Source organism: Thermomonospora curvata DSM 43183 (assembly GCF_000024385.1).
GTDB classification, from domain to species: domain Bacteria; phylum Actinomycetota; class Actinomycetes; order Streptosporangiales; family Streptosporangiaceae; genus Thermomonospora; species Thermomonospora curvata.
Window position 1 is genome coordinate 3950624 of record NC_013510.1, and the last position, 20342, is coordinate 3970965.

The window sequence follows — 20342 nt, forward strand, 5'->3', positions numbered from 1 at the left end:
GGCCGCGAGAATCCCGGTGCACCACCGGAAAAGATCTCTCCGTAACGAGCGGACCGGGAAGACCGTGCAGCCGGGACGCTCCGGATGCATCCGGGAAGAATCGGCGGGCCTGAGTTCACCCGCCGCCCGGCGATCACCGCACCGGCCCCGGGCTCAGGCCGATTCGCGCCGCCGGATCCGCTGGCTGACGACCTGGCTGACGCCGTCACCGCGCATGGTGATGCCATAAAGCGCGTCGGCGCCCTCCATGGTGCGCTTTTGGTGGGTGATGATGATCAGCTGGGAGGACTCGCGCAGCTCCTCCAGGATGGACAGCAGCCGCTGGGTGTTGGTGTCGTCCAGGGCCGCCTCCACCTCGTCCAGTACATAAAACGGGGAGGGACGGGCTTTGAAGACCGCCACCAGCAGGGCGATGGCCACCAGGGAGCGTTCCCCGCCCGACAGCAGCGACAGCCGCTTGACCTTCTTGCCGGGCGGGCGGGCCTCCACCTCCACGCCGGTGGTGAGCATATCGTCGGGATCGGTGAGCACCAGCCGGCCCTCGCCGCCGGGGAACAGCCGGGCGAAGATCCGCTCGAACTCGCGGGCGGTGTCGGCGAACGCCTCGGCGAACACCCGCTGCACCCGGTCGTCGACCTCCTTGACCACGGTGAGCAGATCGCGGCGGGTCTTTTTGAGGTCCTCCAGCTGGGAGGTCAAGAACGCGTGCCGCTCCTCCAGGGCGGCGTACTCCTCCAGCGCCAGCGGGTTGACCTTGCCCAGCTGGGCCAGCTGACGCTCGGCGTTCTTGGCGCGCTTTTCCTGCTCGGCCCGAGCATAGGGGCGCGGGACGGCGTCCTCGGGGGCATCAGGAGGCGGCGGCACCGGCTGGTCGGGGCCGTACTCGGCGATCAGGACGTCGACCTCCAGGCCCAGTTCCTCCATCGCCCGCTCGGTCAGCTGCTCCAGCCGCAGCCGCTGCTCGGCGCGGGCGACCTCGCTGCCGTGCGCGGCGTTGACCAGCTTCTCCAGCTGGGCCGACAGCTCGCGGACCTGGGCGCGCACCACCTTCAGCTCCGCCTCGCGGTCGGCCTTGGCCTGCTGGGCGGCCTCCCGCTCGGCCACGGCGGCGCGCAGCGACACCTCGATCCGCTCCAGGGCGGCGCGGGCGCCGGCCAGCACGGCGGCGGCGGTGCGGGCCTGGCGGCGGCGGCGCTCGCGGCGGGCGGCGGCGCGGGCGCGCTCCTGGCGTTCACGGCGGGCGCCGCGTTCCAGCGCCTCGGCCCGTCCGGCGATGGCCCGCACGCGTTCTTCGGCGGTGCGCACCGCCAGGCGGGCCTCCATCTCGGCCGCGCGGGCCTGCTGGGCGCGCTCGGCCAGCATGTCCCGGGCGGTGGTGTCCTCGCCGAGGTCGTCGGCGGCCTCGGCGGCGGCCTCCTGTTCGGCCAGCTGCTCGGCCAGCTCCTCGGCGGCGGCCAGGTCCTGCTCGCGGGCCTGCGCGGCGGCATCCAGCGCCTTGGTCAGCCGTTCCACCTCGCCGCGGGCGGCCCGCACGTCCGCCTCCAGCCGGGCGGCCCGCTTGGCCTCCTGGGCGGCGCGGGCCTCGAACTCCCGCAGCCTGCCGCGCACCCGGTCCAAGGCGGCCTGGGCCTGCCCGACCCCGTTTTGCGCCTGCTGGGCGGCGGCCTGGGCCTCCTCCAGCGCCGCCTGGGCCCGGCTTTCGGCCTCCTGCGCGGCCTGCAGGGCGGCGGCCGTCTCCGCGGCGCGGGACTGCGCCTTCTCCAGCGCCCCGGTCGCCTCGTCCAAGGCGGTGCGCGTCTGCAGCAGGTTCTGGGCGCCGCCGGTGCCGCCGCTTTGCGCCCAGTGCGCCCCCAGCAGGTCCCCTTCACGGGTGACGGCCCGCAGGGACGGCTCGCGCCGCACCAGGTCGGCGGCCTCCTGCAGACCGTCGACCACGACCACCCCGCGCAGCAGATGCCGCAGGGCCGGCCGCACCTGCTCGGGGACGTCGATCACATCGGCCAGGTACCGCACCCCGGGCACGGCCGGCTCGTGCTCGTCGGGGCCGCCGCCGACGACCATGGCGGCGCGGCCGGCCCGGCGGGAGCGCAGCAGTTCCAGCGCGGCGCGTGCGGCCTCCAGCGAGCCGACGGCGATGGCCTGCGCGGCGTCGCCCAGCACGGCGGCCACCGCGTTCTCATAGCCGGCCTCGACGGTCAGCAGGGACGCCAGGGTGCCCAGCACGCCCTCCAGGTCGCCGGCCAGCAGCACCTCCCCGCCGTCGACGGCGCTGCCCAGCGTCAGCTCCAGCGCCTCGATGCGGGCCTGCAGGGCGGTGACCTCTTTCTGGGCGGCCTGGTCGGCGGCGCGGGCGGCGGCCACGGCCGCCCGGGCGGCCTTGAGCTGCCGGCGAGGCTCCTCCTCGGCGGCGCGGGCCGCCTCGGCCGCCGCCTTGGCCTCCGTCAGGGCCCGCTGGGCCATCTCGTGCTCGGCGGCCAGCTCGGGGTCCTCGGCGGCCTGGGCGTCGAACGCCTCGTACTCGGCCTGTGCGGCCTCGGCCCGCCGCAGCGCCTCGGCGCGGGCCTCGCTCAGCCGGCCGATCTCCGCCTCGCCGGCCTGGGCCTTGCTGCGCAGCGCCTCGAGCCGGCCGCGCAGCCGGGCCAGCGCCTCGCGGCGGTCGGCGGCGGCGCGGGCGGCGGCCTGCAGGCGGTGTTCCTCTTCGCGCAGCGCGTCCTCGGCCTCGGCGCGGGCCCGCACCGCCTCCTCCAGGGCGGCCTGGGCCTCCTCCAGGGCGGCGCGCAGCTGCTCTTCCTGCTCGCGGACGGCGGCGGCCTCGCGTTCCATCTCTTCGGGGTCGCGGCCGCGGCGTTCCTCGCCGGTCTCCTCGGAGGCGTTGCGGTGCCGTTCGGCCGCCAGGTCGGCCACGCCCTGCAGCCGCTCTTTGAGGGAGGCCAGGCGGAACCAGGTGTCCTGGGCGCGGGCCAGCACCGGCGCGGCGGCCTGCTCGGCGGCCTCCAGCTCGGCCTCGCGCTGCTGGGCGGCGGCCAGGGCCTGTTCGACCTCGGCCCGGCGGCGCTGCAGCGCGGCCTCGTCGGCCTCCTCCCGCTCCAGCCTGGTGCGCAAGGTGACCAGGTCGTCGGCCAGCAGCCGGGCCTTGGCGTCGCGCAGCTCGGCCTGGATGACGGCGGCCTTGCGGGCGATCTCGGCCTGCCGGCCCAGCGGCTTGAGGCGGCGGCGCAGCTCGGCGGTCAGGTCCTGGACGCGGTTGAGGTTGGCCTGCATCGCCTCCAGCTTGCGCAGCGCCTTTTCCTTGCGCTTGCGGTGCTTGAGGACCCCGGCGGCCTCCTCGATCACCGCGCGCCGCCCATCGGGGCCGGCGTGCAGGACGGTGTCCACCATCCCCTGGCCGACGATCACGTGCATCTCGCGGCCGATGCCGGAGTCCGACAGCAGCTCCTGGACGTCCAGCAGCCGGCAGGGGTCGCCGTTGATGGCGTACTCGCTCTGCCCGGAGCGGAACATCAGCCGGCTGATGGTGACCTCGGAGTAGTCGATGGGCAGGGCGCCGTCGGAGTTGTCGATGGTCAAGATGACCTCGGCGCGGCCCAGCGGGGGGCGGCTGGCGGTGCCGGCGAAGATGACGTCCTCCATCTTGCCGCCGCGCAGCGACTTGGCGCCCTGCTCGCCCATCACCCAGGCCAGGGCGTCCACGACGTTGGACTTGCCGGAGCCGTTGGGGCCCACCACGCAGGTGATGCCGGGTTCGAAGCGCAGCGTGGTGGAGGAGGCGAAGGACTTGAAACCGCGCAATGTCAGGCTCTTGAGGTACACGCGCGGACTCTCCTTGCCCTCCCATGGGGGTCGCACCCGAGGCGGATCGCGATGCCCCCGACTCGCTGATCGGCCGGTGAACCTTCCCGCGGGGCCGCCGCGCGGTGCCGCCTCTGCCGCGGCTCCCGCCGGCACCGCTGTGATCAGGCAGTACGCGGGTGAAAAGGTTCAGTGCGAACGATACCGCCCGCCGCGGCGATGCACGCGGCCACGGGCCGCATGCCCCAATGTGCCACGTCCGGCTGCGTCCCGCACCCATGATCACGAGAATGCGAAGGCGGGCGGGCCAGCGGCGGGTGGGAGGAAAAAGGCAAAACAGAAGGGACGTCGACCTCCGACGTCCCTGATGTTTCCTCTCGAGGCGCCGTCAGGTCAGTGCCGGTTCGCGGTCCTTCACTCCCAGTGCCAACACGTCGTCGCGGGCCTGCGCAGCCAGCGCGTCGTTCTCCGCCTGGAGCCGAACGAGCTCGGCCTCCAGGTCACGTACACGCTGCTGAAGGCGCCGCATCTCCGCGACCATCCGGGGGTCGGGACCGCCGACGTGGCCGAGTAGAGCCTTCGCCATGATTAAGGGTCCTCCACGCTGAGCAACCAGCAGGAATCGCGCCCGAGAACGTTCATTACGGTGCGCGTATCATCTAGAGTCGCACCAGCCAGGGTGCCGGTCAAGACAGACATCACGGGCCGGTAACAACCTGTCGACACAAGTTTAGCAGGTGCAAACCCGTTTCCCCCACCCGTCACCGCTCGACGAAACCGACCAGGTCGCCACGGGGTTCGCTCCACCGTTCAACGACCGAGTCGACCCGTCCGGGAGTGCCTGGACCGCGCAACAGTTCCAGCAGGCGCGCGCAACGATCGCGAGGTCCTTCGGCGACCACCTCCACTCGCCCGTCCCGCAGGTTGGCAGCCGAGCCGACCAGGCCCAACTCCAGTGCGCGGGACCGCACCCACCAGCGAAAACCTACGCCTTGAACGTGCCCTTGAACCCAGGCCGTCAACCGTGCCGACGCTGTTTCCTCCACGGCACGATCGTAGGAAATCAAAGGCGGGGACGCCGCGGCCGGGGCTGGCACTTGGGACAACTGTAGGAAGAACGGTTCATGAAGACATCGCGGCGGATGGGCGTGCCGCACCGGGTGCACGGTTCGCCCCGTCGCCCGTATGCCTCCAAGGACCGTTCGAAATATCCACTTTCGCCGTTGACGTTGACATACAACCGGTCGAAGGAAGTGCCGCCGGCGGCCAGCGCGGCCGTCATGACCTCACGCACCCCTTCCAGCACCCGGCTCACTTCCGCCCGGGTGAGATTCTCCGTCGCCCGGGCCCAGTGCAACCGGGCCCGCCACAATGCCTCGTCGGCGTAGATATTGCCGACCCCGCTGATCAATGATTGATCCAGCAATGCCCGTTTGATACCGGTGCGGCGGCGGCGCAGCGCCCGGTAGAACGCCTCATCGTCGAAGGCGGGCTCCAGGGGATCGGGGGCGATATGCGCCACCGGCGCGGGAACGGCCGCCTCCGCCTCCTTTCCGGCGCGGCCGAAGGCGTCGGGGACCAGCTCGGCGACCATCAGGTGCCCGAAGGTGCGCTGATCGACGAACCGCAGGTCATGACTGCCGTCGGTGAACGTCAGGCGGACCCGCAGATGCCGCTGCCGGGCACGGGCGGGGTCGCCGACCAGCAGCTGGCCGCTCATGCCCAGGTGGGCCACGATGGCGCCGCCGCCTTCCGCCAGGGGCAGCCACAGGTACTTGCCGCGGCGGCGGGCGGCGCCGATCGTGTTCCCGATCAGCCGTGCGGTGAAATCGGCGGCGCCGCCGACGTGGCGGCGGACCGCACGCGGATGCAGCACCTCGGCGGCGGCGACGGTGCGGCCGCTCACCCAGCGCTCCAGGCCCCGCCGGACGACCTCGACTTCGGGAAGCTCGGGCACCTCAGCCGCCGGCGCTCGCCTTGTCGTCCTTGCCGTCGGACTTGCCGCCCTTGCGCTTGGCCGACATCTCCTTGATGGCGTGCCAGGTGGCCTCGGCGGCGCGCTGCTCGGCCTCCTTCTTGCTGCGGCCCTCGCCGGAGCCGTAGGTGACCCCGCCCACCCGCACGGTGGCGCGGAAGGTCTTTTGGTGGTCCGGGCCGCTCTCGGCGACGTGGTACTCGGGGACGCCCAGCTCCTCTTCGGCGGTCAGCTCCTGCAGCGAGGTCTTCCAGTCCAGGCCCGCGCCGAGGCTGGCGGACTTGTCGATCAGGCTGTCGAACAGCCGGTGCACCAGCTTGGCCGCCTCGTCCAGGCCGTGCTCCAGGTAGACCGCGCCGATCAGGGCCTCCAGGGTGTCGGCCAGGATCGAGGTCTTGTCGCGTCCGCCGGTGCCCTCCTCGCCGCGGCCCAGCCGGATGTAGGCGCCGGCGCCCAGCGACCGGGCCACCCCGGCCAGCGCCCGCATGTTGACCACCGCGGCGCGCAGCTTGGCCAGCTGCCCCTCGGGCAGGTCGGGGTGGTTGCGGAACAGGGTGTCGGTGACGACGAGCCCGAGCACCGAGTCGCCCAGGAACTCCAGGCGCTCATTGGTGGGCAGGCCGCCGTTCTCATAGGCGTAGGAACGGTGCGTCAAAGCGCGTTCCAGCAGCTCCCGGCTGATCGAGACGCCCAGCGCGCGTTCCAGTTCGGCCGGGTCGGGGACGGGCTCGGGTGCCGATTTGGCGGTCACGGAATCCTCCTGGCGGGCCTGGATGCCGCCGTGCGTCATCACGGGACGAAACAGACCGGCCTCGCCGGTGCTCCTCCCGCGGGGAGGTTCCACGAAGACGAGGTGCGCGCCGGAGCACGGTCCCCGGCGTGCACCACGGCCTCGGGCTCCACCCTGTCCGGGTCCGGTGAGGGACGCTCGCCCTCTCCTTCGCCGTCGCCCGGCGGTCACTGCCTGACAATCGAACGGAGCAATCGAACGGAAAGGCGCTTTGCCCGGCACGCCCGGCCGCATGGCCCGGGCCCGCCGGAAAGCGCCGGCGGGGGCGGTCGCGCGGCGCGTCCCGCCCCCGGACGTCACCGGGTCAGCTCTGCGCGATGACCTGGCGGCGGTTGTAGGTGCCGCAGTGCTCGCAGGCCCGGTGCTGGATCTTGGGCTCGCGGCACGTGGGGCACGGGACCAGGTTCGGCGCGGTGGCCTTCCACTGCGAGCGCCGGTGCCGCGTGTTGCTGCGCGACTTCTTCCGCTTGGGGACGGCCACTTCAGCCCTCCTGCTTGTCGTGTGGTCGGTCGGTCAGGCCCCGCAGCGCCGCCCACCTGGGGTCGATGGCGGCCTCGTGGCGGTGGTCGGGCTCGGCGTCCGCCAGCCGTACGCCGCACTCGGGGCACAATCCGGGACAGTCGTCCCGGCACAGCGGAGACAGCGGCAGTGCGAGCACCACCGTGTCCCGCAGCACCGGCTCCAGGTCGATCAGGTCGCCCTCGATCCGGCGCTCGTCTTCGTCGGCCTCCCCGCCGGAGCGGGTGTCGGGGTAGACGAACAGCTCCTGGAACTCCGCCTCGAAGGTGTCCTCCAGCGGGTCCAGGCAGCGTGCGCACTCCCCGGTGAGCGGCATCCGCGCCGTACCCGTGACGAGCACGCCCTCCATCACGGACTCCAGCCGCAGCTCCAGCTCGATGTCCGCGCCCTCGGGAACGCCGACCATCTCCACGCCCAGATCCGCCGGGGCCGCCACGGTGCGGGTGAGCTCGCGCATCGATCCGGGTCGCCGGTCCAGTGCTCGGGTGTCGAGCACCAGCGGGGCATGCGGATCGAGGCGGATCAGAGCTCTCCTGCTTTCGTGGGACATGACGGATCTTCAGACGTCTGGAGGCAGCCGAACGGCGCCGACTGCCAAGGTTACCCAACAGCGGGGAGCTGACCCAACTCGGCGGCGGCCCGGCGGCCGCGCGGCCGGCTCCCGGGGCGGAAGCGCACGGGCGGGCGGGGCTTCCTCAGCTCTCCTCGCGCAGCCGCTCCACCAGGCGCTGCTGGACGAGTTCGGGCACCAGCCCGGAGACGTCGCCGCCGTACTTGACGACCTCTTTCATCAGGCTGGAGGACAGGAACGCATACAGCGGGTTGGTGGCCATGAACAAGGTCTCCACCCCCGACATCCGGTGGTTCATCTGGGCGATCTGCAGCTCATAGTCGAAGTCGCTGACCGCGCGCAGGCCGCGGACGATCACTTGGATGCCGTGCTGGCGGCAGTAGTCCACGGTCAGGCCGTGGAACTTGTCCACCTTGACGTTCCCGTATTCCTTTGTGACCTCCTGGATCATCTCCACCCGTTCATCGACGGTGAACAGGCTCTTTTTGGAGATGTTGATCAGCACCCCGACGACGACTTCGTCATAGAGCTTGGACGCCCGACTGATGATGTCGAGGTGCCCATTGGTGACGGGGTCGAACGACCCGGGACAAAGGACACGGCGCACGAGCTCTTCCCTTCCTTCGGCCTACGTCGCCCACCCGCTCCCCCGAGGGACGATCCGCGGCGTGACCGTACCAAACCGTCCCAACAGGGCTTTCGCCCGGCATACCCCTTATCGAGTGCCGGGACCTCACCGGAGCCGTCAGACGGCCCGTCCGTACCACAAAACCGCCTCCCCGTAGCGGCGGTCCCGGTCGGGGGCGTACCCCTGCGGCCAGCGCAGCGCCTCCCCGCGCGCCGAACGCTCCACCACCACCAGGGCGTCCTCGGCCGTCCAGCCCTGCCCGCGCAGCGTCTCCAGCAGGCCGGTCACCGCCTCGTCGGCCAGCGCGTACGGCGGGTCCAGGAAGATCAGGTCATAGGGTTCCTCAGGGGGCCGGCGCAGCACGCGTTCCACCCGGTCGGCGACCAGGTGCGCGCCGGGCAGCCCCAGCGTCTCGATGTTGCGCCGGATCACCTTGACCGCGCGGGGGTGGGACTCCACCAGCAGGGCGCAGGCGGCGCCCCGCGACAGCGCCTCCAGCCCCACCGCGCCCGACCCGGCGAACAGGTCGGCGACCCGCAGCCCCTCCAGCGGGCCGAGCAGCGCGCCGACCGTGGCGAACAGCCCTTCCCTGGCCCGGTCGCTGGTGGGACGGGTGTCCCGCCCGGCGGGCACGGCCAGCCGCCGTCCCCTGGCCGTTCCGGCGATGACTCTGCTCATCGGTCAGGCCTTCTCCAGGAAGCCGGCGCGTTCTTCATCGAGCATGACGGCCAGCTCGGCGGCCAGGGCGGCATGGCCTTGCAGGTCGGGGTCGGCCTCCACCAGCGCGGTCGCCTCGGTGCGGGCGGTGCGGATCAGCTCCTCGTCCTTGAGCAGGGTCAGCAGCCGCAGGCTGGAGTGACGGCCGGCCTGGGCGGCGCCCAGCACGTCCCCCTCCCGGCGCTGTTCCAGATCCAGGCGGGAGAGGGCGAAGCCGTCGGTGGTGGAGGCGACCGCGTCCAGCCGCTGCCGGGCGCGGCTGCCGGGTTCGGCGTCGGTGACCAGCAGGCACAGTCCCGGCAGCGAGCCGCGGCCGACCCGGCCGCGCAGCTGGTGCAGCTGGGAGACCCCGAACCGGTCGGCGTCCATGATCACCATGACGGTGGCGTTGGGCACGTCCACCCCGACCTCCACGACCGTGGTGGCCAGCAGGACGTCGATCTCCCCGGCGGCGAAGCGGCGCATCACCGCGTCCTTGTCGTCGGGGGGCAGCTTGCCGTGCAGCACCCCGATGCGCAGGCCGGTCAGCAGCTCCTCCTCCAGCCGCGGCAGCAGGTCCAGCACCGCCACCGGGGCGCGGCGGCCCTCTTCGTCCGGGCCAGGTGGGGGCGTGGGGGCGTCGTCCTCCTCGTCCTCCTGGGCGCCGATGCGGGGGCAGACGATGTAGGCCTGGCGGCCCTGGGCGACCTCCTCGCGGATGCGTTCCCAGGTGCGGGCCAGGAAGGCGGGCCGCTCGGGCGGCACCACGAAGGTCTTGATCTCGGCGCGTCCGCTGGGCAGCTGGGACAGCGTGGAGGTCTCCAGGTCGCCGAAGACCGTCATCGCCACCGTCCGCGGGATGGGGGTGGCGGTCATCACCAGCACATGGGGGCGGCCGCCGGCGGCCTTCTCCCGCAGCGCGTCCCGCTGCTCGACGCCGAAGCGGTGCTGCTCGTCCACCACGACCAGCCCCAGGTCGGCGAACTGGACGTGCTCTTGCAGCAGCGCGTGGGTGCCGACCACGATGCCGGCCTCGCCGGAGGCGGCCTCCAGCAGCGCCTGCCGGCGGGCCTTGGCGCCCTGGGAGCCGGTCAGCAGCACCACGCGGGTGGCCTTGTCGGCGCCGCCGAGCCGGCCGGCCTCGGCCAGCGGGCCGAGCATGGCGGTGATGGAGCGGTAGTGCTGCTGGGCGAGCACCTCGGTGGGCGCCAGCAGCGCCGCCTGCCCGCCGCCGTCGACGACCTGCAGCATCGCCCGCAACGCCACCACGGTCTTGCCGGCGCCGACGTCGCCCTGCAGCAGGCGGTGCATGGGGTGCTCGCCGGACAGGTCCGCGGCGATCTCCTCGCCGACCTGCAGCTGGCCCTCGGTGAGGGTGAACGGCAGGGCGGCGTCGAAGGCGTCCAGCAGGCCGCCGCGGACGCGCGGGCGGGGCTTGGCCGGCAGCGCACTGGCCGCCTTGCGCCGCTGGGCCAACGCGATCTGCAGCACGAACGCCTCGTCCCACTTCAGGCGGCGGCGGGCGCGTTCCAGCTCGCCCCAGTCGCGGGGCTTGTGGATGCCGCGCAGGGCCTCGCCCAGGCCGATGAGGCCGTGCCGCCGCAGGATCGGCCCGGGCATGGGGTCGGGGCCGAGGTCGAGCTGGTCCAGCACGATCTGGACGCACTCTTCGATCTTCCAGGACTCCAGGCCCTTGGTGGCGGGGTAGATCGGGATGATCTCCTCGGCGAACTCCCGGGCCGCCGCGCCCGCCGACCCCTCCTCCGGCAGCACCCGGAATTCCGGGTGGGTGAGCTGGCGCTGCGGGCGGCCGCCGCCGCGCGGCCGGTAGGTGGTGACCTTGCCGGAGAACAGCCCGCGCACCCCCGGGGACAGCTCCTTTTCGGCCCGCCAGGCGCCCTTGCGCCCGAAGAAGGTGAGCTTGAGGGTGCCGTGCCCGTCGCTGACGGTGACCTCCAGCAGGTAGCCGGGCGAGCGGGGGATGGTGCGGCCCTGGACCTTGGTCACCTCGGCCATGACGGTGACGTGCTCGCCGTCGACCAGACCGTCCAGGTCGGTCAGCTCCCCGCGCTGGGCGTAGCGCCGCGGGTAGTGGTGCACCAGGTCTCCGACCGTGTGCAGCTCCAGGCCGCTCGCCAGCACCTTGGCGGTCTTGGCGCCCAGCAGGTTGCGCAACGGCTCGTCGAGTTTCGCCACGCCCTACTTTCTATCGCGCCCCGCCGACGGAGACGGGCGGACGAGACCGGCGGCCGGGGACCCGTGCCGGGCATGCGTGCGGACCCACCGGTGGGCCGGTGGGTCTGCCGGTCGGTCGCGAAAGCGGCGTCTTCAGACGGCCGGGCGGGTCACCTTGCCGGCCTTGATGCACGAGGTGCAGGCGTTGATGCGCTTGGTCGCACCGTTGACGACGGCGCGCACCCGCTGGATGTTGGGGTTCCAGCGGCGCGAGGTGCGGCGGTGCGAGTGGGAGACGCGCATGCCGAAACCGGGTCCCTTGCCGCAGACGTCGCAAACGGAAGCCACGGGAAACTCCAAGAAGTGTCGATGCTGTGAGGGCGCCCTGATCGGACGCTTGCCGATGGCGCCCCTGGCGGGCGCGCCCAGTCAGGTTAGCCGACCGGCGTTCGAGTGCGCGAATCAGCCACCAGGTGAGGGGGGCCGGCGCGCTCGCCGAGCCTGCTGTCACCGCGTCGGAGTCTTGTCATGTTTCCCGCTGTGACCAGGGAGAACACCGGCCGGCCGCGGCGCGGGCGCACCGGAGGACGCCGCGGGCGGAGTTCTCGGCGCCGGGACGGCCGCGGCGCCCGCCGCAGCTCATTCCCTCGCAGGCGGGAGGCCGGGGGTTGCGCGTGCTCACGTCCGGGCACGGCGATGCCCCGGCCAGCAGGGGGATGGAAGCAGCCGGCCGGGGCATCGTCCCGGGGAGGAAAGTGGCTCGTTTCGTGGAACGGGTGGTCTCAGGCTGCGAGGCCGAGCACGCGGCGAATCCCGCTCACGGCGGTGTCGAGGTCACGCGCGGGGGCGATCCGCTCCGCCCAGGCCCACCAGAACCAGGCCTCATCGCCGGTCGACTCGACGATCACCGGCTCCTCCGCCGCGGGCAGCTGCGGGTTGAGGACGTGCAGGATCGGCGGTTTGCCGAGCGGCTCCTCCAGCCGGGTGTAGATCCCCTCACGGCTCAGTCGGCCGGCCAGTTCCTCCAGGTGTCCGGATGGCGCTTGAGTCGCCATGGGTGTGTCCTCCAATGACCCCATCGGGTTCCGGGCCATATATGAAGGATGTTTCGGCTTTACCCTTACGCGCAACCGATGTTCGAATCTTTTACCTTCGGCATGTTTGAAGTGCCGCTCATCGGGGAAGCCGCCAGCCGTGGTGGACCGGGCCGATGCCCGAGCCCAGGGGGAAGCCGGCCGCGATGGCCCCGGTGACGTACTCCTTGGCCAGCCGGACCGCGGTGGGCACGTCCTCCCCCAGCGCCAGATGGCAGGCGATGGCCGAGGCCAGCGTGCAACCGGTGCCGTGAGTGTGCCGGTTGTCGTGCCGGGGAGCGCTGAAGCGGTACTCGCGCTCGCCGTCGAACAGCAGATCGGCGGGCTCGCCGGGCAGATGCCCGCCCTTGATCAGCGCCCAGCGGGGGCCCAGCTCCTTGACGGCCTCGGCGGCGCGGCGCATCCCCGCCTCGTCCACCACCTTGATCCCGGTGAGCTGCTCGACCTCCCACAGATTGGGGGTCACCACGGTGGCGGTGGGCAGCAGCCGGTCGCGCACCGCTTCGACCGCCTCGGGGGCCAGCAGCGGGTCGCCGTGCTTGGAGACGCCGACCGGGTCCACCACCACGGGCACGTCCAGGCCGGCCAGCACCTCGGCCACGGTCTCCACCAGGACGGGCGAGGCCAGCATGCCGGTCTTGACCGCCTGCGCGCCGATGTCGGACAGCACCGAGTCCAGCTGGGCCCGCACCGCCTCGGGCGGCAGCTCCCAGTAACCCTGCACGCCGAGGGAGTTCTGCGCGGTCACCGCCGCGATGACGCTCATGCCGTGCACGCCGAGGGCGAGCATGGTCTTCAGGTCGGCCTGGATGCCGGCCCCTCCCCCGGAGTCGGATCCGGCGATGGTGAGCACTCGGGCGGGGGTGGTCGAGGGGGTGTGATTCATGAAGTTCACCCTAGTCAACCGGGACGAGCGATCACCCGGCCGCCGTGGGGCCGCCTCAGACCAGCCTGCAGTCGGCCCGGTTGAACTTGCACACCGAGGGCCGGGTGGCGGTGCCGCTGGCGGTGAAGGTCAGCCGGATGCTGGCGCCGGGCGCCAGCGACGGCGCATCGGCCGGGTTGCGCACCCAGGTGACCTGCCCCTTTTTGATGACGGACGCGTTGGCCAGCGTCAGCACCTCGGCCTTGGGGAACTTGAAGCCCAGCAGCCAGCCGTCGATCGGCCGGCTGGTGCGGTTGGCGATGGTCACCGTGCCGGTGAAGCCATCGGGCAGCCTGCGGGCGACGCGGAAGGCGATCAGCACCCCGCGCCGGCCGCCCTCGCCGCTGACCTGGTCGCCGGGGGCCTGGCGCTGGATCTGGTCCCTGCCGGCGTCCGCCTGCGCCTGCTGCGGTGGGCCACCGGCGAAGTTCAGGGAGATCTGCGAAGTGGCCCATGCATAGGAGACGACCCCGATGGCGATCACCAGGGCGAACATCGGCAGCAGCGGTACCGAGACCAGCGTTTTGCCCCAACTGCGTCGCGAACGCTCTGGCCGGAGTTCCTCGCCGGGGGCTTCATCGCCCTCGGGCAGCTTGGTGTGTCGTCCCATTCCGTCCTCTTCGAGTCAGAGGAAGGTATACCAAAGCGCGACCAAGCGCGCCCACAGGAGCGGCAATCCCCTACCGCCTTTTCATCACACTCACCGCCGGCGGGCTCCGTGCGGTCAGGAGCGGAAGTGATCCCAGCCGGCGGCGGCGCAGGGACGGCCGTCCACCGTGACGGCGGGGCCGTCACCGGCCGCGGCGCTCACCCCGCCCACCACGGTCCACGCACCGGGCAGCGCGGTGCCGGGAGGGAAGGTCCCGGCGAAGGCGTGGTCCTCCCCGCCGGTCAGCACATGGCGCAGCCCATCGGGGCCGAGCACTTCCGGCACCGGCAAAGCGGCCCCGTCCAGATCGATGCGCACCCCGCTGGCGGCCGCGATGTGCCCCAGGTCCTGCACCAGGCCGTCGCTGACGTCCACCAGCGCGGTGGCGCCCAGCTCCCTGGCCTGGGGGCCCGCCTCATAAAAAGGACGGGGCCTGCGGTGGGCCTCCACCAGTTCGGCGGGGCCGTCCCCGCCGGCGGCCAGCACCTCCAGCCCGGCCGAGGCGAAGCCCAGCCGGCCGCACACCGCCACCACATCGCCGGGCCGGGCGCCCGCGCGGGTCAGCGGACGGCCGCCGCCCAGGTCGCCCAGCGCGGTCACCGCCAATGTGATCTGCGGGGCCCGCACCACGTCACCGCCGGCCACCGAGGCCCCGGCCCGCGCGCACTCGTCCCGCAGCCCGTCGACCACCCGCAGCACCCACTCCAGGTCGGTGCCGGGGGGCGCGGCCAGGCCCAGCAGCACCGCGGTCGGCCGGGCGCCCATGGCCGCCACGTCGGCGAGGTTCTGCGCGGCGGCCTTGCAGCCGACCTCATACGGCCCCGACCAGTCGCGCCGGAAATGCCGTCCCTCCACCAGCAGGTCGGTGGTGGCCACCACCCGCCCGTCGGGCGCGGCGATCACCGCCGCGTCGTCGCCGGGCCCCAGGGCGATCCGCGGCCCCTGCGGCAGCCGGGCCGTCAAGCGCTCGATGAGGGCGAACTCCCCCAGTTCACCGATGGTCGCGGGTACCTGCTCGTCCACCTGCCGTCCTGCCGGGCCGTGGTTTTGCCGGGGGCGTCTCCCCCACTTTGCGGCCCCCACGATACGGTGAGCGGTCCAACGGCTTTTTCTCCGCCCGGGGGGGACGTGATGGTGCAGGCCTACATCCTCATCCAGACCGAGGTAGGCAGGGCAGCCGATGTCGCCCGCGAAATCGCGGGAATCCCGGGAGTGACCCAGGCGGAGGACGTGACCGGACCATACGACGTCATCGTGCGAGCGGAGGCGCGCAATGTGGACGAGCTGGGCAAGCTCGTCGTCGCGCAGATTCAGACGGTGGAGGGGATCACCCGTACGCTCACGTGTCCCATCGTCCACATCTAGGCGCCGGGCGCCGGCCTCGGCGCTGACGCTGGCCTTGGCCGCGTCGACGCTGGCCGGCTGCGGGGACGAGGCGGTACGGGTGCCGGTGCCGAGCCCGGACGCGGCGTCGGCGCGGCTGTGCGCGGGGCTTCGGCTGCCGGAGCGGGTGCACGGACAGCCACGGCGCGACACCTCCCCGGAGTCGCCGCTGACCGCCGCCTGGGGGTCGCCGGCGATCGCGCTGCGCTGCGGGGTGCCCAGGCCGCCGCAGATGCGGCCGGACGCCCAGCTGGTCACCGTCAACGGGATCCACTGGTTCCCCTATCCGGAGGGCCGGCCGGTGACCTACACCGCGGTCGGCCGGCAGGCCTACGTGGAGGTGACCGTCCCGGCCAAGTACGAGCCGGCCGGGGACGTGCTGATCGAGCTGGGTGAGGCCATCAAGACCACCATCCCCGAGAAACCGGAGGGCGAGCTGTAGCGGAGGGCTCCGTCCGGGCGCGGCGTAGATTGGAGTGATGGACGTCACGCCGCTGAAAGGCCTCGATCCGTTCGACATCTTCGACGCCGAGGCGGCCCGGCTGGAGGCGTACTTCAGCGGGCTCACCGAGCAGGAGTGGAACCGCCCGTCGCGGTGCGCGGGCTGGTCCGTGCGGGACGTGCTGGGGCATCTGGCCGGGGAGGAGCTGTACAACCAGGCCTGCCTGGACGGCGACCTGGCCGGGTTGTTCGCCGCCTTGGAAAAAGAGGGGGTGAACGACCTGACCTCCTTCAACGAATGGTGCGTGGCCACCCGCCGGCAGGTGCCGGTGGAGCAGGTGCTGCAGGAGTGGCGCGACAAGAACGGCGACACCCGGCGGCGCATGCGCGAACGCGGCATGGACGCCACGCTGCTCACCATGGTCGGGGAGTATCCGGTGGGCCTGCAGACCTTCCACTACAGCTCCGAGTACGCCACGCACGCCGACGACGTGGGGGTGCCGGTCGCCGCGGAGGAGGAGCCGGGCCGGTCGGAGTGGCGCGCCCGGGTGGGGTTGTTCGCATTGAGCGAGAAGAAGACCCCGGTTCGGGTGGAGCAGATCGGCGACCGCTACCGGGTGCGGCTGGGCGAGCAGAGCGCCGACCTGTCGCGGGGGGAGTTCATCGCGGCCACCGTCGCCCGGCTGCCCGATGACCATCCGCTGCCGTCCGCCCTGCGCACCGCGCTGCGCTGCCTGGCCTGAGCGGCTCACCCGCCGAGTTCGGCGAGGTCTTCGGCGGTGAGCCGGATGCGGGTCGCCGCCATGTTCTCCTCCAGGTGGCGCAGGGAGGAGGTGCCGGGGATGGCCAGGATCGCCGGGGAGCGCGCCAGCAGCCAGGCCAGCATGATCTGGGCGGCGGTGGCGCCGTGCCGGGCGGCGACCTTGGCGGCGCGTTCGTCGGGCAGGCCCCACAGCGGGAAGAACGGCACGTAGGCGATGCCCGCGCGGGTGCACTCGTCCACCAGCGGGTCGTCTTCGCGGGCGGTCAGCGCGTATCTGTTCTGCACGGCGGCGACGGGGGCGATGGCGCGGGCCTCGGCCAGGTGGGCGGCGCTGACGTTGCTGACGCCCAGGTGCCGGATCAGGCCCTCGTCCCGGAGGGCGGCCAGCGCGGCGAACCGGTCGGCGATGGATCCGGCCGGCGGCCCGCCCAGCCCGCCGACCCGCAGGTACACCAGGTCGAGGCGGTCGACGCCCAGTTCCCGCAGGTTGCGTTCGACGGAGGCGCGCAGCTCGCCCGCGGTCTGCTCGCCCGAGGGCCGTCCCCGCTCATCCAGTCGCGGCCCGACCTTGGTGGCGATGACCAGCCCTTCCGGGTAGGGGTGCAGTGCCTGGCGGATGAGTTCGTTGGCCGCCAGGTCCCCGTAGGTGTAGAAGGCGGCGGTGTCGATGTGGGTGACGCCCAGTTCCACGGCCCGGCGCAGCACCGCCAGGGCGGTGTCGCGGTCTCCGGCGGGGCCGTCCCAGCTCTTGGCGGGCAGCCGCATCGCGCCGAAGCCCATCCGGGTGATCTGCAGGTCTCCGCCGAGGTTCCAGTGCTCGTTCCGCATGGCCCCCAGCCTCGGCGGGGACGGGGCGGGAGGCGAGGCGATGGCAGCTTGCTGCCACATTGCCGCAGACTGGTTCCGATGACGGCCGATCCGGACCGCAACGTCGTCCTGCGGGGCGAACGGGAGCTGGTGGAACGGGCGGGGCCGCTGCTGGCCGCCGCCGCGGAGGACTTCGCCTGCGCCGCCGCCGACCTGCGGACCTGGGCGTTGCCGGGGGCGCGCGAGGAGATCGTGGCCGAGCGGCACCGCCGGGCGCCCGCCCTGCGCGCCCGCAAGCTTTACAGCCCGCTCGCCGTGGCCGATGAGGAGTCCGAACGGCACCTGGTGGAGCTGGCCGCCCGGGGTGCGCAGGTGCGGATCTGCCCCGCCGGGCTGCCGCAGGAGACGATCCTGGTGGACGGGCGGGCGGCGGTGCTGGCCGGCCCCATCGAGCGGGGAGTGCGCAGCTTCACCGTGGTGCGCTCACCGGACGTGGTGCGCGGGATCCGTGCGCTGTACCAGGCGGCCTGGGAGTCGGCCATCGATCTGGCCGCCTACCGCCGGGCCCGGCCGCCGATGCCCGACGAGGAGGGGCGCCGGATCCTGGGCATGCTCGCGGCCGGGTTGACCGACGAGGCCGCCGCCCGGCGGCTGGGGATGTCGCTGCGGACCTACCGCCGCCGGGTCGCCGGGCTGATGAAGCTGCTGGACGCGCGCTCCCGTTTCCAGGCGGGGCTGCGCGCCCAGCAGCTGGGTCTGGTGCCGGCTCAGGCGTCGGCCAGCCACAGGTCGGGCCCGAAGACCTCATAGTGGATGCGGGACGGCGGCACGCCCCGGTCCAGCAGGTGGGAGCGGACGGCGCGCATGAACGGCAGCGGGCCGCACAGGTAGGCGCGGACGTCCTGGGGGAGGTCGATGCCGGACAGGTCGGCCAGGCCGGTCCGTTCGGCGGGCCACTCCCCCGCCGGCCGCTCGTACCAGACGTGCGCCTGCGCGTCGGGGAGCTTGGCCACCAGCAGGTCCAGCTCGGTGCGGAAGGCGTGGGTGTCCTGGCTGCGGTCGGCGTGCACGACGATGACCCGGCGCGGGGAGCCGGTGTTGGCCAGGTGGGCGAGCATGCTGATGGTCTGGGTGCAGCCGATGCCGGCGGAGGCCAGCAGCACCGGTGACTGGCCGTCGTCGAGCACGGTGTCGCCGAAGGGGACGCTGACGGTGAGCACGTCGCCTTCGCGGACGTTGTCGTGCAGCCAGTTGGAGACCTCGCCGGCCGGGGTGGTGGCGGTGCCGGCCACCCGCTTGACCGAGATCCACCGGTCGGTGCCGTTGGGGGCGCACGAGAGGCTGTACTGGCGGATCTGGTTGGCGCCGTCCGGCAGCGGGACGCGCACCGACACGTACTGGCCGGGCCGGAACGGCGGGCTGGGCGCCCGGTCGGCCGGGCGCAGCATGAACGTCGTCACCTCGGGGGTCTCCTCCAGGCGGCCGACCACCTTCCAGGGCCGCCACACGTCCCCGTCGGCCACCCCGGCCTGGGCGTACAGCCTGGCCTCGGCCGCGATCAGGGCTCCCGCCATCAGCCAGTAGACCTCGTCCCAGGCGGCGGCGACCTCGGGGGTGATCGCGTCGCCGAGCACCTCGGCGATGGCGGCGAACAGGTGCCGGTGGACGATCGGGTACTGGTCGGCGGTGATGCCCACGGAGGCGTGCTTGTGCGCGATCCGCGACAGCATCACGTCCGGACGCCGGTCGGGGTGTTCCAGCAGCATCCGGGCGAACGCCGCGATCGAGCCCGCCAGTGCCCGGGCCTGTTCGCCGCTGGCCTGGTTGCCCCGGTTGAACAGGTCGCGAAGCAGTTCGGGGTGGGCGGAGAACATCTTGCCGTAGAACACGGGGGTGATGTCCTCGATGGCTCCGGCCACGGCGGGCAGGGTGGCGCGGACGATGTCTGCGGATTTGGCGGACAGCATCGAGCTCCTCCAAATAGGAATCTGATACTCGTATTATCGCCGCGCCTTGCCGGCTGTCAGTACCGGGGTGGGTGTGACCTCAGACTCGTCGCTCGAGAAGGTCGACGAACACCGGCGCGGAAGGCGCCTCCACCAGCTCCCGCACCGTCACCGGGTCGAGCGCCGCATAGAAGGCCTCCTGGGCCCGGCTCAGCGCGCCGCGCAGCCGGCAGGCGGCGCGCAGCGGGCAGGGCGGCGAGTCCTCGCAGCCCGCCACATCCCCGTAGCCCTCCAGCTCGCGCATCAGCCAGCCGATCGAGGCGTCGCGGCCGCGCTCGGTCAGCACCAGCCCGCCGCCGCGCCCCCGCCTGGCCTCCAGCACGCCCAGGTGCTGCAGCCTGCTGACCACCTTGGCCACATGCGTGTACGGCGCGCCCACGGCCTCGGCCACCTGTTTGGTGGTGTAGACCTCTGCGGGATCGGCGACCGCCAGCCGCATGGAGATTCGCAGGGCCAGGTCCGTGAACTTCGTAAGCCGCACACCTTCACGTTACCCAGCCATGGCCTTCGTCCCGCCCCCTGCACTCCCGTCCGGACACCCGCTGGACCCCCGGCTCATGAAGCAACCTTTGGGACGCCGGTGTGTCTCCGGTGCATGGGAGTCGATCCAGTGGTCGCGGCGGAGGGACATGCCGACGGCGTCCACGCGCCCTCCGGGGGCCGCCCCGGTTGCCGCCGTCCTCCTCGCCGTCCACCGGATGGGCATCGATGGGCGAGAGCAGGAACTCAGACCGTGGAACCCGATTTCACCGTATGGGTCTTCTTGTACGGGAGAACTTCGCGAACCCCAAGTGCGATCGCGGTGACGTGACCGCCGGCCGGCACAGAGCCCTTAGGACCAGACTGCGATCCCTCTCACAGAAGAAAGTGGGGCGGGCGGGATTCGAACCCGCTCAGCAAAAGCACCTGTTTTACAGACAGGCCCGACTCTCCCACGTCGGCGCCGCCCCGGAAACGGTCTTCCAACCGCTTGCTGCGGGCATTGGAATGATATGCACCTGATCTGCACCGAGGCCATCGATTATCGATGGCCGTTCCACGAACAGATCCCCCTGAGCCGTCTGCGGCGCCGCCCAGCGCATGACCGCCGCACTCCCGGCGCCCACCTGACTTAAGGCCGCAAAGACCGG

General features: G+C 72.4%; 22 protein-coding genes and 1 tRNA gene. 4 read left to right on the forward strand and 19 right to left on the reverse strand.

Annotated features, from left to right (window positions below; all coding sequences use genetic code 11):
* Positions 1-153 precede the first annotated feature (153 nt).
* The 15 genes from smc to TCUR_RS16960 all read right to left on the reverse strand — a co-directional run bounded on the left by smc (position 154) and on the right by TCUR_RS16960 (position 14835).
* A complete protein-coding gene (gene smc, locus TCUR_RS16895) occupies positions 154-3810 on the reverse strand; it encodes a chromosome segregation protein SMC (protein WP_012853751.1) in 3657 nt (1218 codons plus the stop codon).
* Between the two features lie 367 nt (positions 3811-4177).
* A complete protein-coding gene (locus TCUR_RS16900) occupies positions 4178-4375 on the reverse strand; it encodes a hypothetical protein (protein ID WP_012853752.1) in 198 nt (65 codons plus the stop codon).
* Positions 4376-4550: 175 nt separating this feature from the next.
* Positions 4551-4835, reverse strand: coding sequence for an acylphosphatase (locus tag TCUR_RS25760; RefSeq protein WP_012853753.1), 285 nt, complete (start codon positions 4833-4835; stop codon positions 4551-4553).
* Between the two features lie 17 nt (positions 4836-4852).
* Positions 4853-5746 (reverse strand): bifunctional DNA-formamidopyrimidine glycosylase/DNA-(apurinic or apyrimidinic site) lyase, encoded by an 894-nt coding sequence (gene mutM, locus TCUR_RS16905; RefSeq protein WP_012853754.1) that lies wholly within the window; start codon positions 5744-5746, stop codon positions 4853-4855.
* A 1-nt stretch (position 5747) separates the two neighbouring features.
* On the reverse strand, positions 5748-6554 hold the full coding sequence (gene rnc / locus TCUR_RS16910; protein WP_012853755.1) for a ribonuclease III: 807 nt from the start codon (positions 6552-6554) through the stop codon (positions 5748-5750).
* A gap of 304 nt (positions 6555-6858) precedes the next feature.
* Positions 6859-7035: a 50S ribosomal protein L32 gene (rpmF, locus tag TCUR_RS16915; protein ID WP_012853756.1), complete on the reverse strand. Its 177-nt coding sequence runs from the start codon at positions 7033-7035 to the stop codon at positions 6859-6861.
* A gap of 1 nt (position 7036) precedes the next feature.
* Positions 7037-7624 carry a YceD family protein gene (locus TCUR_RS16920; RefSeq protein WP_012853757.1) on the reverse strand — a complete coding sequence of 196 codons (588 nt, stop codon included), beginning with the start codon at positions 7622-7624 and terminating at the stop codon, positions 7037-7039.
* Positions 7625-7769: 145 nt separating this feature from the next.
* Complete coding sequence (gene coaD, locus TCUR_RS16925; RefSeq protein WP_012853758.1) at positions 7770-8252, reverse strand: pantetheine-phosphate adenylyltransferase; 483 nt, start codon at positions 8250-8252, stop codon at positions 7770-7772.
* Positions 8253-8390: 138 nt separating this feature from the next.
* On the reverse strand, positions 8391-8951 hold the full coding sequence (gene rsmD, locus TCUR_RS16930; RefSeq protein WP_012853759.1) for a 16S rRNA (guanine(966)-N(2))-methyltransferase RsmD: 561 nt from the start codon (positions 8949-8951) through the stop codon (positions 8391-8393).
* A gap of 3 nt (positions 8952-8954) precedes the next feature.
* Positions 8955-11165 carry an ATP-dependent DNA helicase RecG gene (gene recG / locus TCUR_RS16935; RefSeq protein ID WP_012853760.1) on the reverse strand — a complete coding sequence of 737 codons (2211 nt, stop codon included), beginning with the start codon at positions 11163-11165 and terminating at the stop codon, positions 8955-8957.
* A gap of 132 nt (positions 11166-11297) precedes the next feature.
* The gene (rpmB, locus tag TCUR_RS16940) at positions 11298-11492 is read right to left on the reverse strand and encodes a 50S ribosomal protein L28 (RefSeq protein WP_012853761.1); all 195 of its coding nucleotides are present in this window, start codon (positions 11490-11492) and stop codon (positions 11298-11300) included.
* A gap of 434 nt (positions 11493-11926) precedes the next feature.
* Positions 11927-12199, reverse strand: coding sequence for a hypothetical protein (locus TCUR_RS16945; RefSeq protein ID WP_012853762.1), 273 nt, complete (start codon positions 12197-12199; stop codon positions 11927-11929).
* 118 nt (positions 12200-12317) lie between these two features.
* Complete coding sequence (gene thiD, locus TCUR_RS16950) at positions 12318-13124, reverse strand: bifunctional hydroxymethylpyrimidine kinase/phosphomethylpyrimidine kinase (RefSeq protein ID WP_012853763.1); 807 nt, start codon at positions 13122-13124, stop codon at positions 12318-12320.
* 55 nt (positions 13125-13179) lie between these two features.
* Positions 13180-13773, reverse strand: coding sequence for a cellulose binding domain-containing protein (locus tag TCUR_RS16955; RefSeq protein ID WP_012853764.1), 594 nt, complete (start codon positions 13771-13773; stop codon positions 13180-13182).
* Between the two features lie 114 nt (positions 13774-13887).
* The gene (locus TCUR_RS16960; protein WP_012853765.1) at positions 13888-14835 is read right to left on the reverse strand and encodes a thiamine-phosphate kinase; all 948 of its coding nucleotides are present in this window, start codon (positions 14833-14835) and stop codon (positions 13888-13890) included.
* A 108-nt stretch (positions 14836-14943) separates the two neighbouring features.
* On the opposite strand from TCUR_RS16960, the gene TCUR_RS16965 reads away from it, so the two are divergent.
* Genes TCUR_RS16965 through TCUR_RS16975 form a run of 3 tightly spaced genes read left to right on the forward strand, consistent with a single transcriptional unit; the run spans position 14944 to position 16379 of the window.
* Positions 14944-15177, forward strand: coding sequence for an Lrp/AsnC family transcriptional regulator (locus tag TCUR_RS16965; protein WP_012853766.1), 234 nt, complete (start codon positions 14944-14946; stop codon positions 15175-15177).
* 34 nt (positions 15178-15211) lie between these two features.
* Positions 15212-15637, forward strand: coding sequence for a DUF3515 domain-containing protein (locus TCUR_RS16970; RefSeq protein WP_012853767.1), 426 nt, complete (start codon positions 15212-15214; stop codon positions 15635-15637).
* 37 nt (positions 15638-15674) lie between these two features.
* A complete protein-coding gene (locus TCUR_RS16975; protein ID WP_012853768.1) occupies positions 15675-16379 on the forward strand; it encodes a maleylpyruvate isomerase family mycothiol-dependent enzyme in 705 nt (234 codons plus the stop codon).
* Positions 16380-16384: 5 nt separating this feature from the next.
* On the opposite strand, the gene TCUR_RS16980 is transcribed toward TCUR_RS16975, so the two are convergent.
* Positions 16385-17287 carry an oxidoreductase gene (locus tag TCUR_RS16980; protein WP_245536885.1) on the reverse strand — a complete coding sequence of 301 codons (903 nt, stop codon included), beginning with the start codon at positions 17285-17287 and terminating at the stop codon, positions 16385-16387.
* 18 nt (positions 17288-17305) lie between these two features.
* On the opposite strand from TCUR_RS16980, the gene TCUR_RS16985 reads away from it, so the two are divergent.
* The gene (locus TCUR_RS16985) at positions 17306-18016 is read left to right on the forward strand and encodes a helix-turn-helix transcriptional regulator (protein ID WP_012853770.1); all 711 of its coding nucleotides are present in this window, start codon (positions 17306-17308) and stop codon (positions 18014-18016) included.
* On the opposite strand, the gene TCUR_RS16990 is transcribed toward TCUR_RS16985, so the two are convergent.
* The 3 genes from TCUR_RS16990 to TCUR_RS17000 form a co-directional block, all read right to left on the reverse strand.
* On the reverse strand, positions 17974-19173 hold the full coding sequence (locus tag TCUR_RS16990) for a globin domain-containing protein (RefSeq protein ID WP_012853771.1): 1200 nt from the start codon (positions 19171-19173) through the stop codon (positions 17974-17976). The two genes, TCUR_RS16985 and TCUR_RS16990, sit on opposite strands and share 43 nt — an antisense overlap.
* Before the next feature lie 79 nt (positions 19174-19252).
* The gene (locus tag TCUR_RS16995; protein ID WP_012853772.1) at positions 19253-19693 is read right to left on the reverse strand and encodes an RrF2 family transcriptional regulator; all 441 of its coding nucleotides are present in this window, start codon (positions 19691-19693) and stop codon (positions 19253-19255) included.
* 387 nt (positions 19694-20080) lie between these two features.
* Positions 20081-20162: transfer RNA gene (locus TCUR_RS17000), tRNA-Tyr, on the reverse strand.
* Positions 20163-20342 lie beyond the last annotated feature (180 nt).

Coding starts and splice junctions, on each gene's coding strand:
- TCUR_RS16900 (WP_012853752.1), bottom strand. CDS start 4,375: ATGGCGAAGGCTCTACTCGGCCACGTCGGCGGTCCCGACCCCCGGATG.
- TCUR_RS16965 (WP_012853766.1), top strand. CDS start 14,944: ATGGTGCAGGCCTACATCCTCATCCAGACCGAGGTAGGCAGGGCAGCC.
- TCUR_RS16975 (WP_012853768.1), top strand. CDS start 15,675: ATGGACGTCACGCCGCTGAAAGGCCTCGATCCGTTCGACATCTTCGAC.
- TCUR_RS16980 (WP_245536885.1), bottom strand. CDS start 17,287: ATGTGGCAGCAAGCTGCCATCGCCTCGCCTCCCGCCCCGTCCCCGCCG.
- rnc (WP_012853755.1), bottom strand. CDS start 6,554: ATGACGCACGGCGGCATCCAGGCCCGCCAGGAGGATTCCGTGACCGCC.
- rsmD (WP_012853759.1), bottom strand. CDS start 8,951: ATGAGCAGAGTCATCGCCGGAACGGCCAGGGGACGGCGGCTGGCCGTG.
- thiD (WP_012853763.1), bottom strand. CDS start 13,124: ATGAATCACACCCCCTCGACCACCCCCGCCCGAGTGCTCACCATCGCC.
- TCUR_RS16945 (WP_012853762.1), bottom strand. CDS start 12,199: ATGGCGACTCAAGCGCCATCCGGACACCTGGAGGAACTGGCCGGCCGA.
- TCUR_RS16920 (WP_012853757.1), bottom strand. CDS start 7,624: ATGTCCCACGAAAGCAGGAGAGCTCTGATCCGCCTCGATCCGCATGCC.
- TCUR_RS16985 (WP_012853770.1), top strand. CDS start 17,306: ATGACGGCCGATCCGGACCGCAACGTCGTCCTGCGGGGCGAACGGGAG.
- TCUR_RS16955 (WP_012853764.1), bottom strand. CDS start 13,773: ATGGGACGACACACCAAGCTGCCCGAGGGCGATGAAGCCCCCGGCGAG.
- TCUR_RS16990 (WP_012853771.1), bottom strand. CDS start 19,173: ATGCTGTCCGCCAAATCCGCAGACATCGTCCGCGCCACCCTGCCCGCC.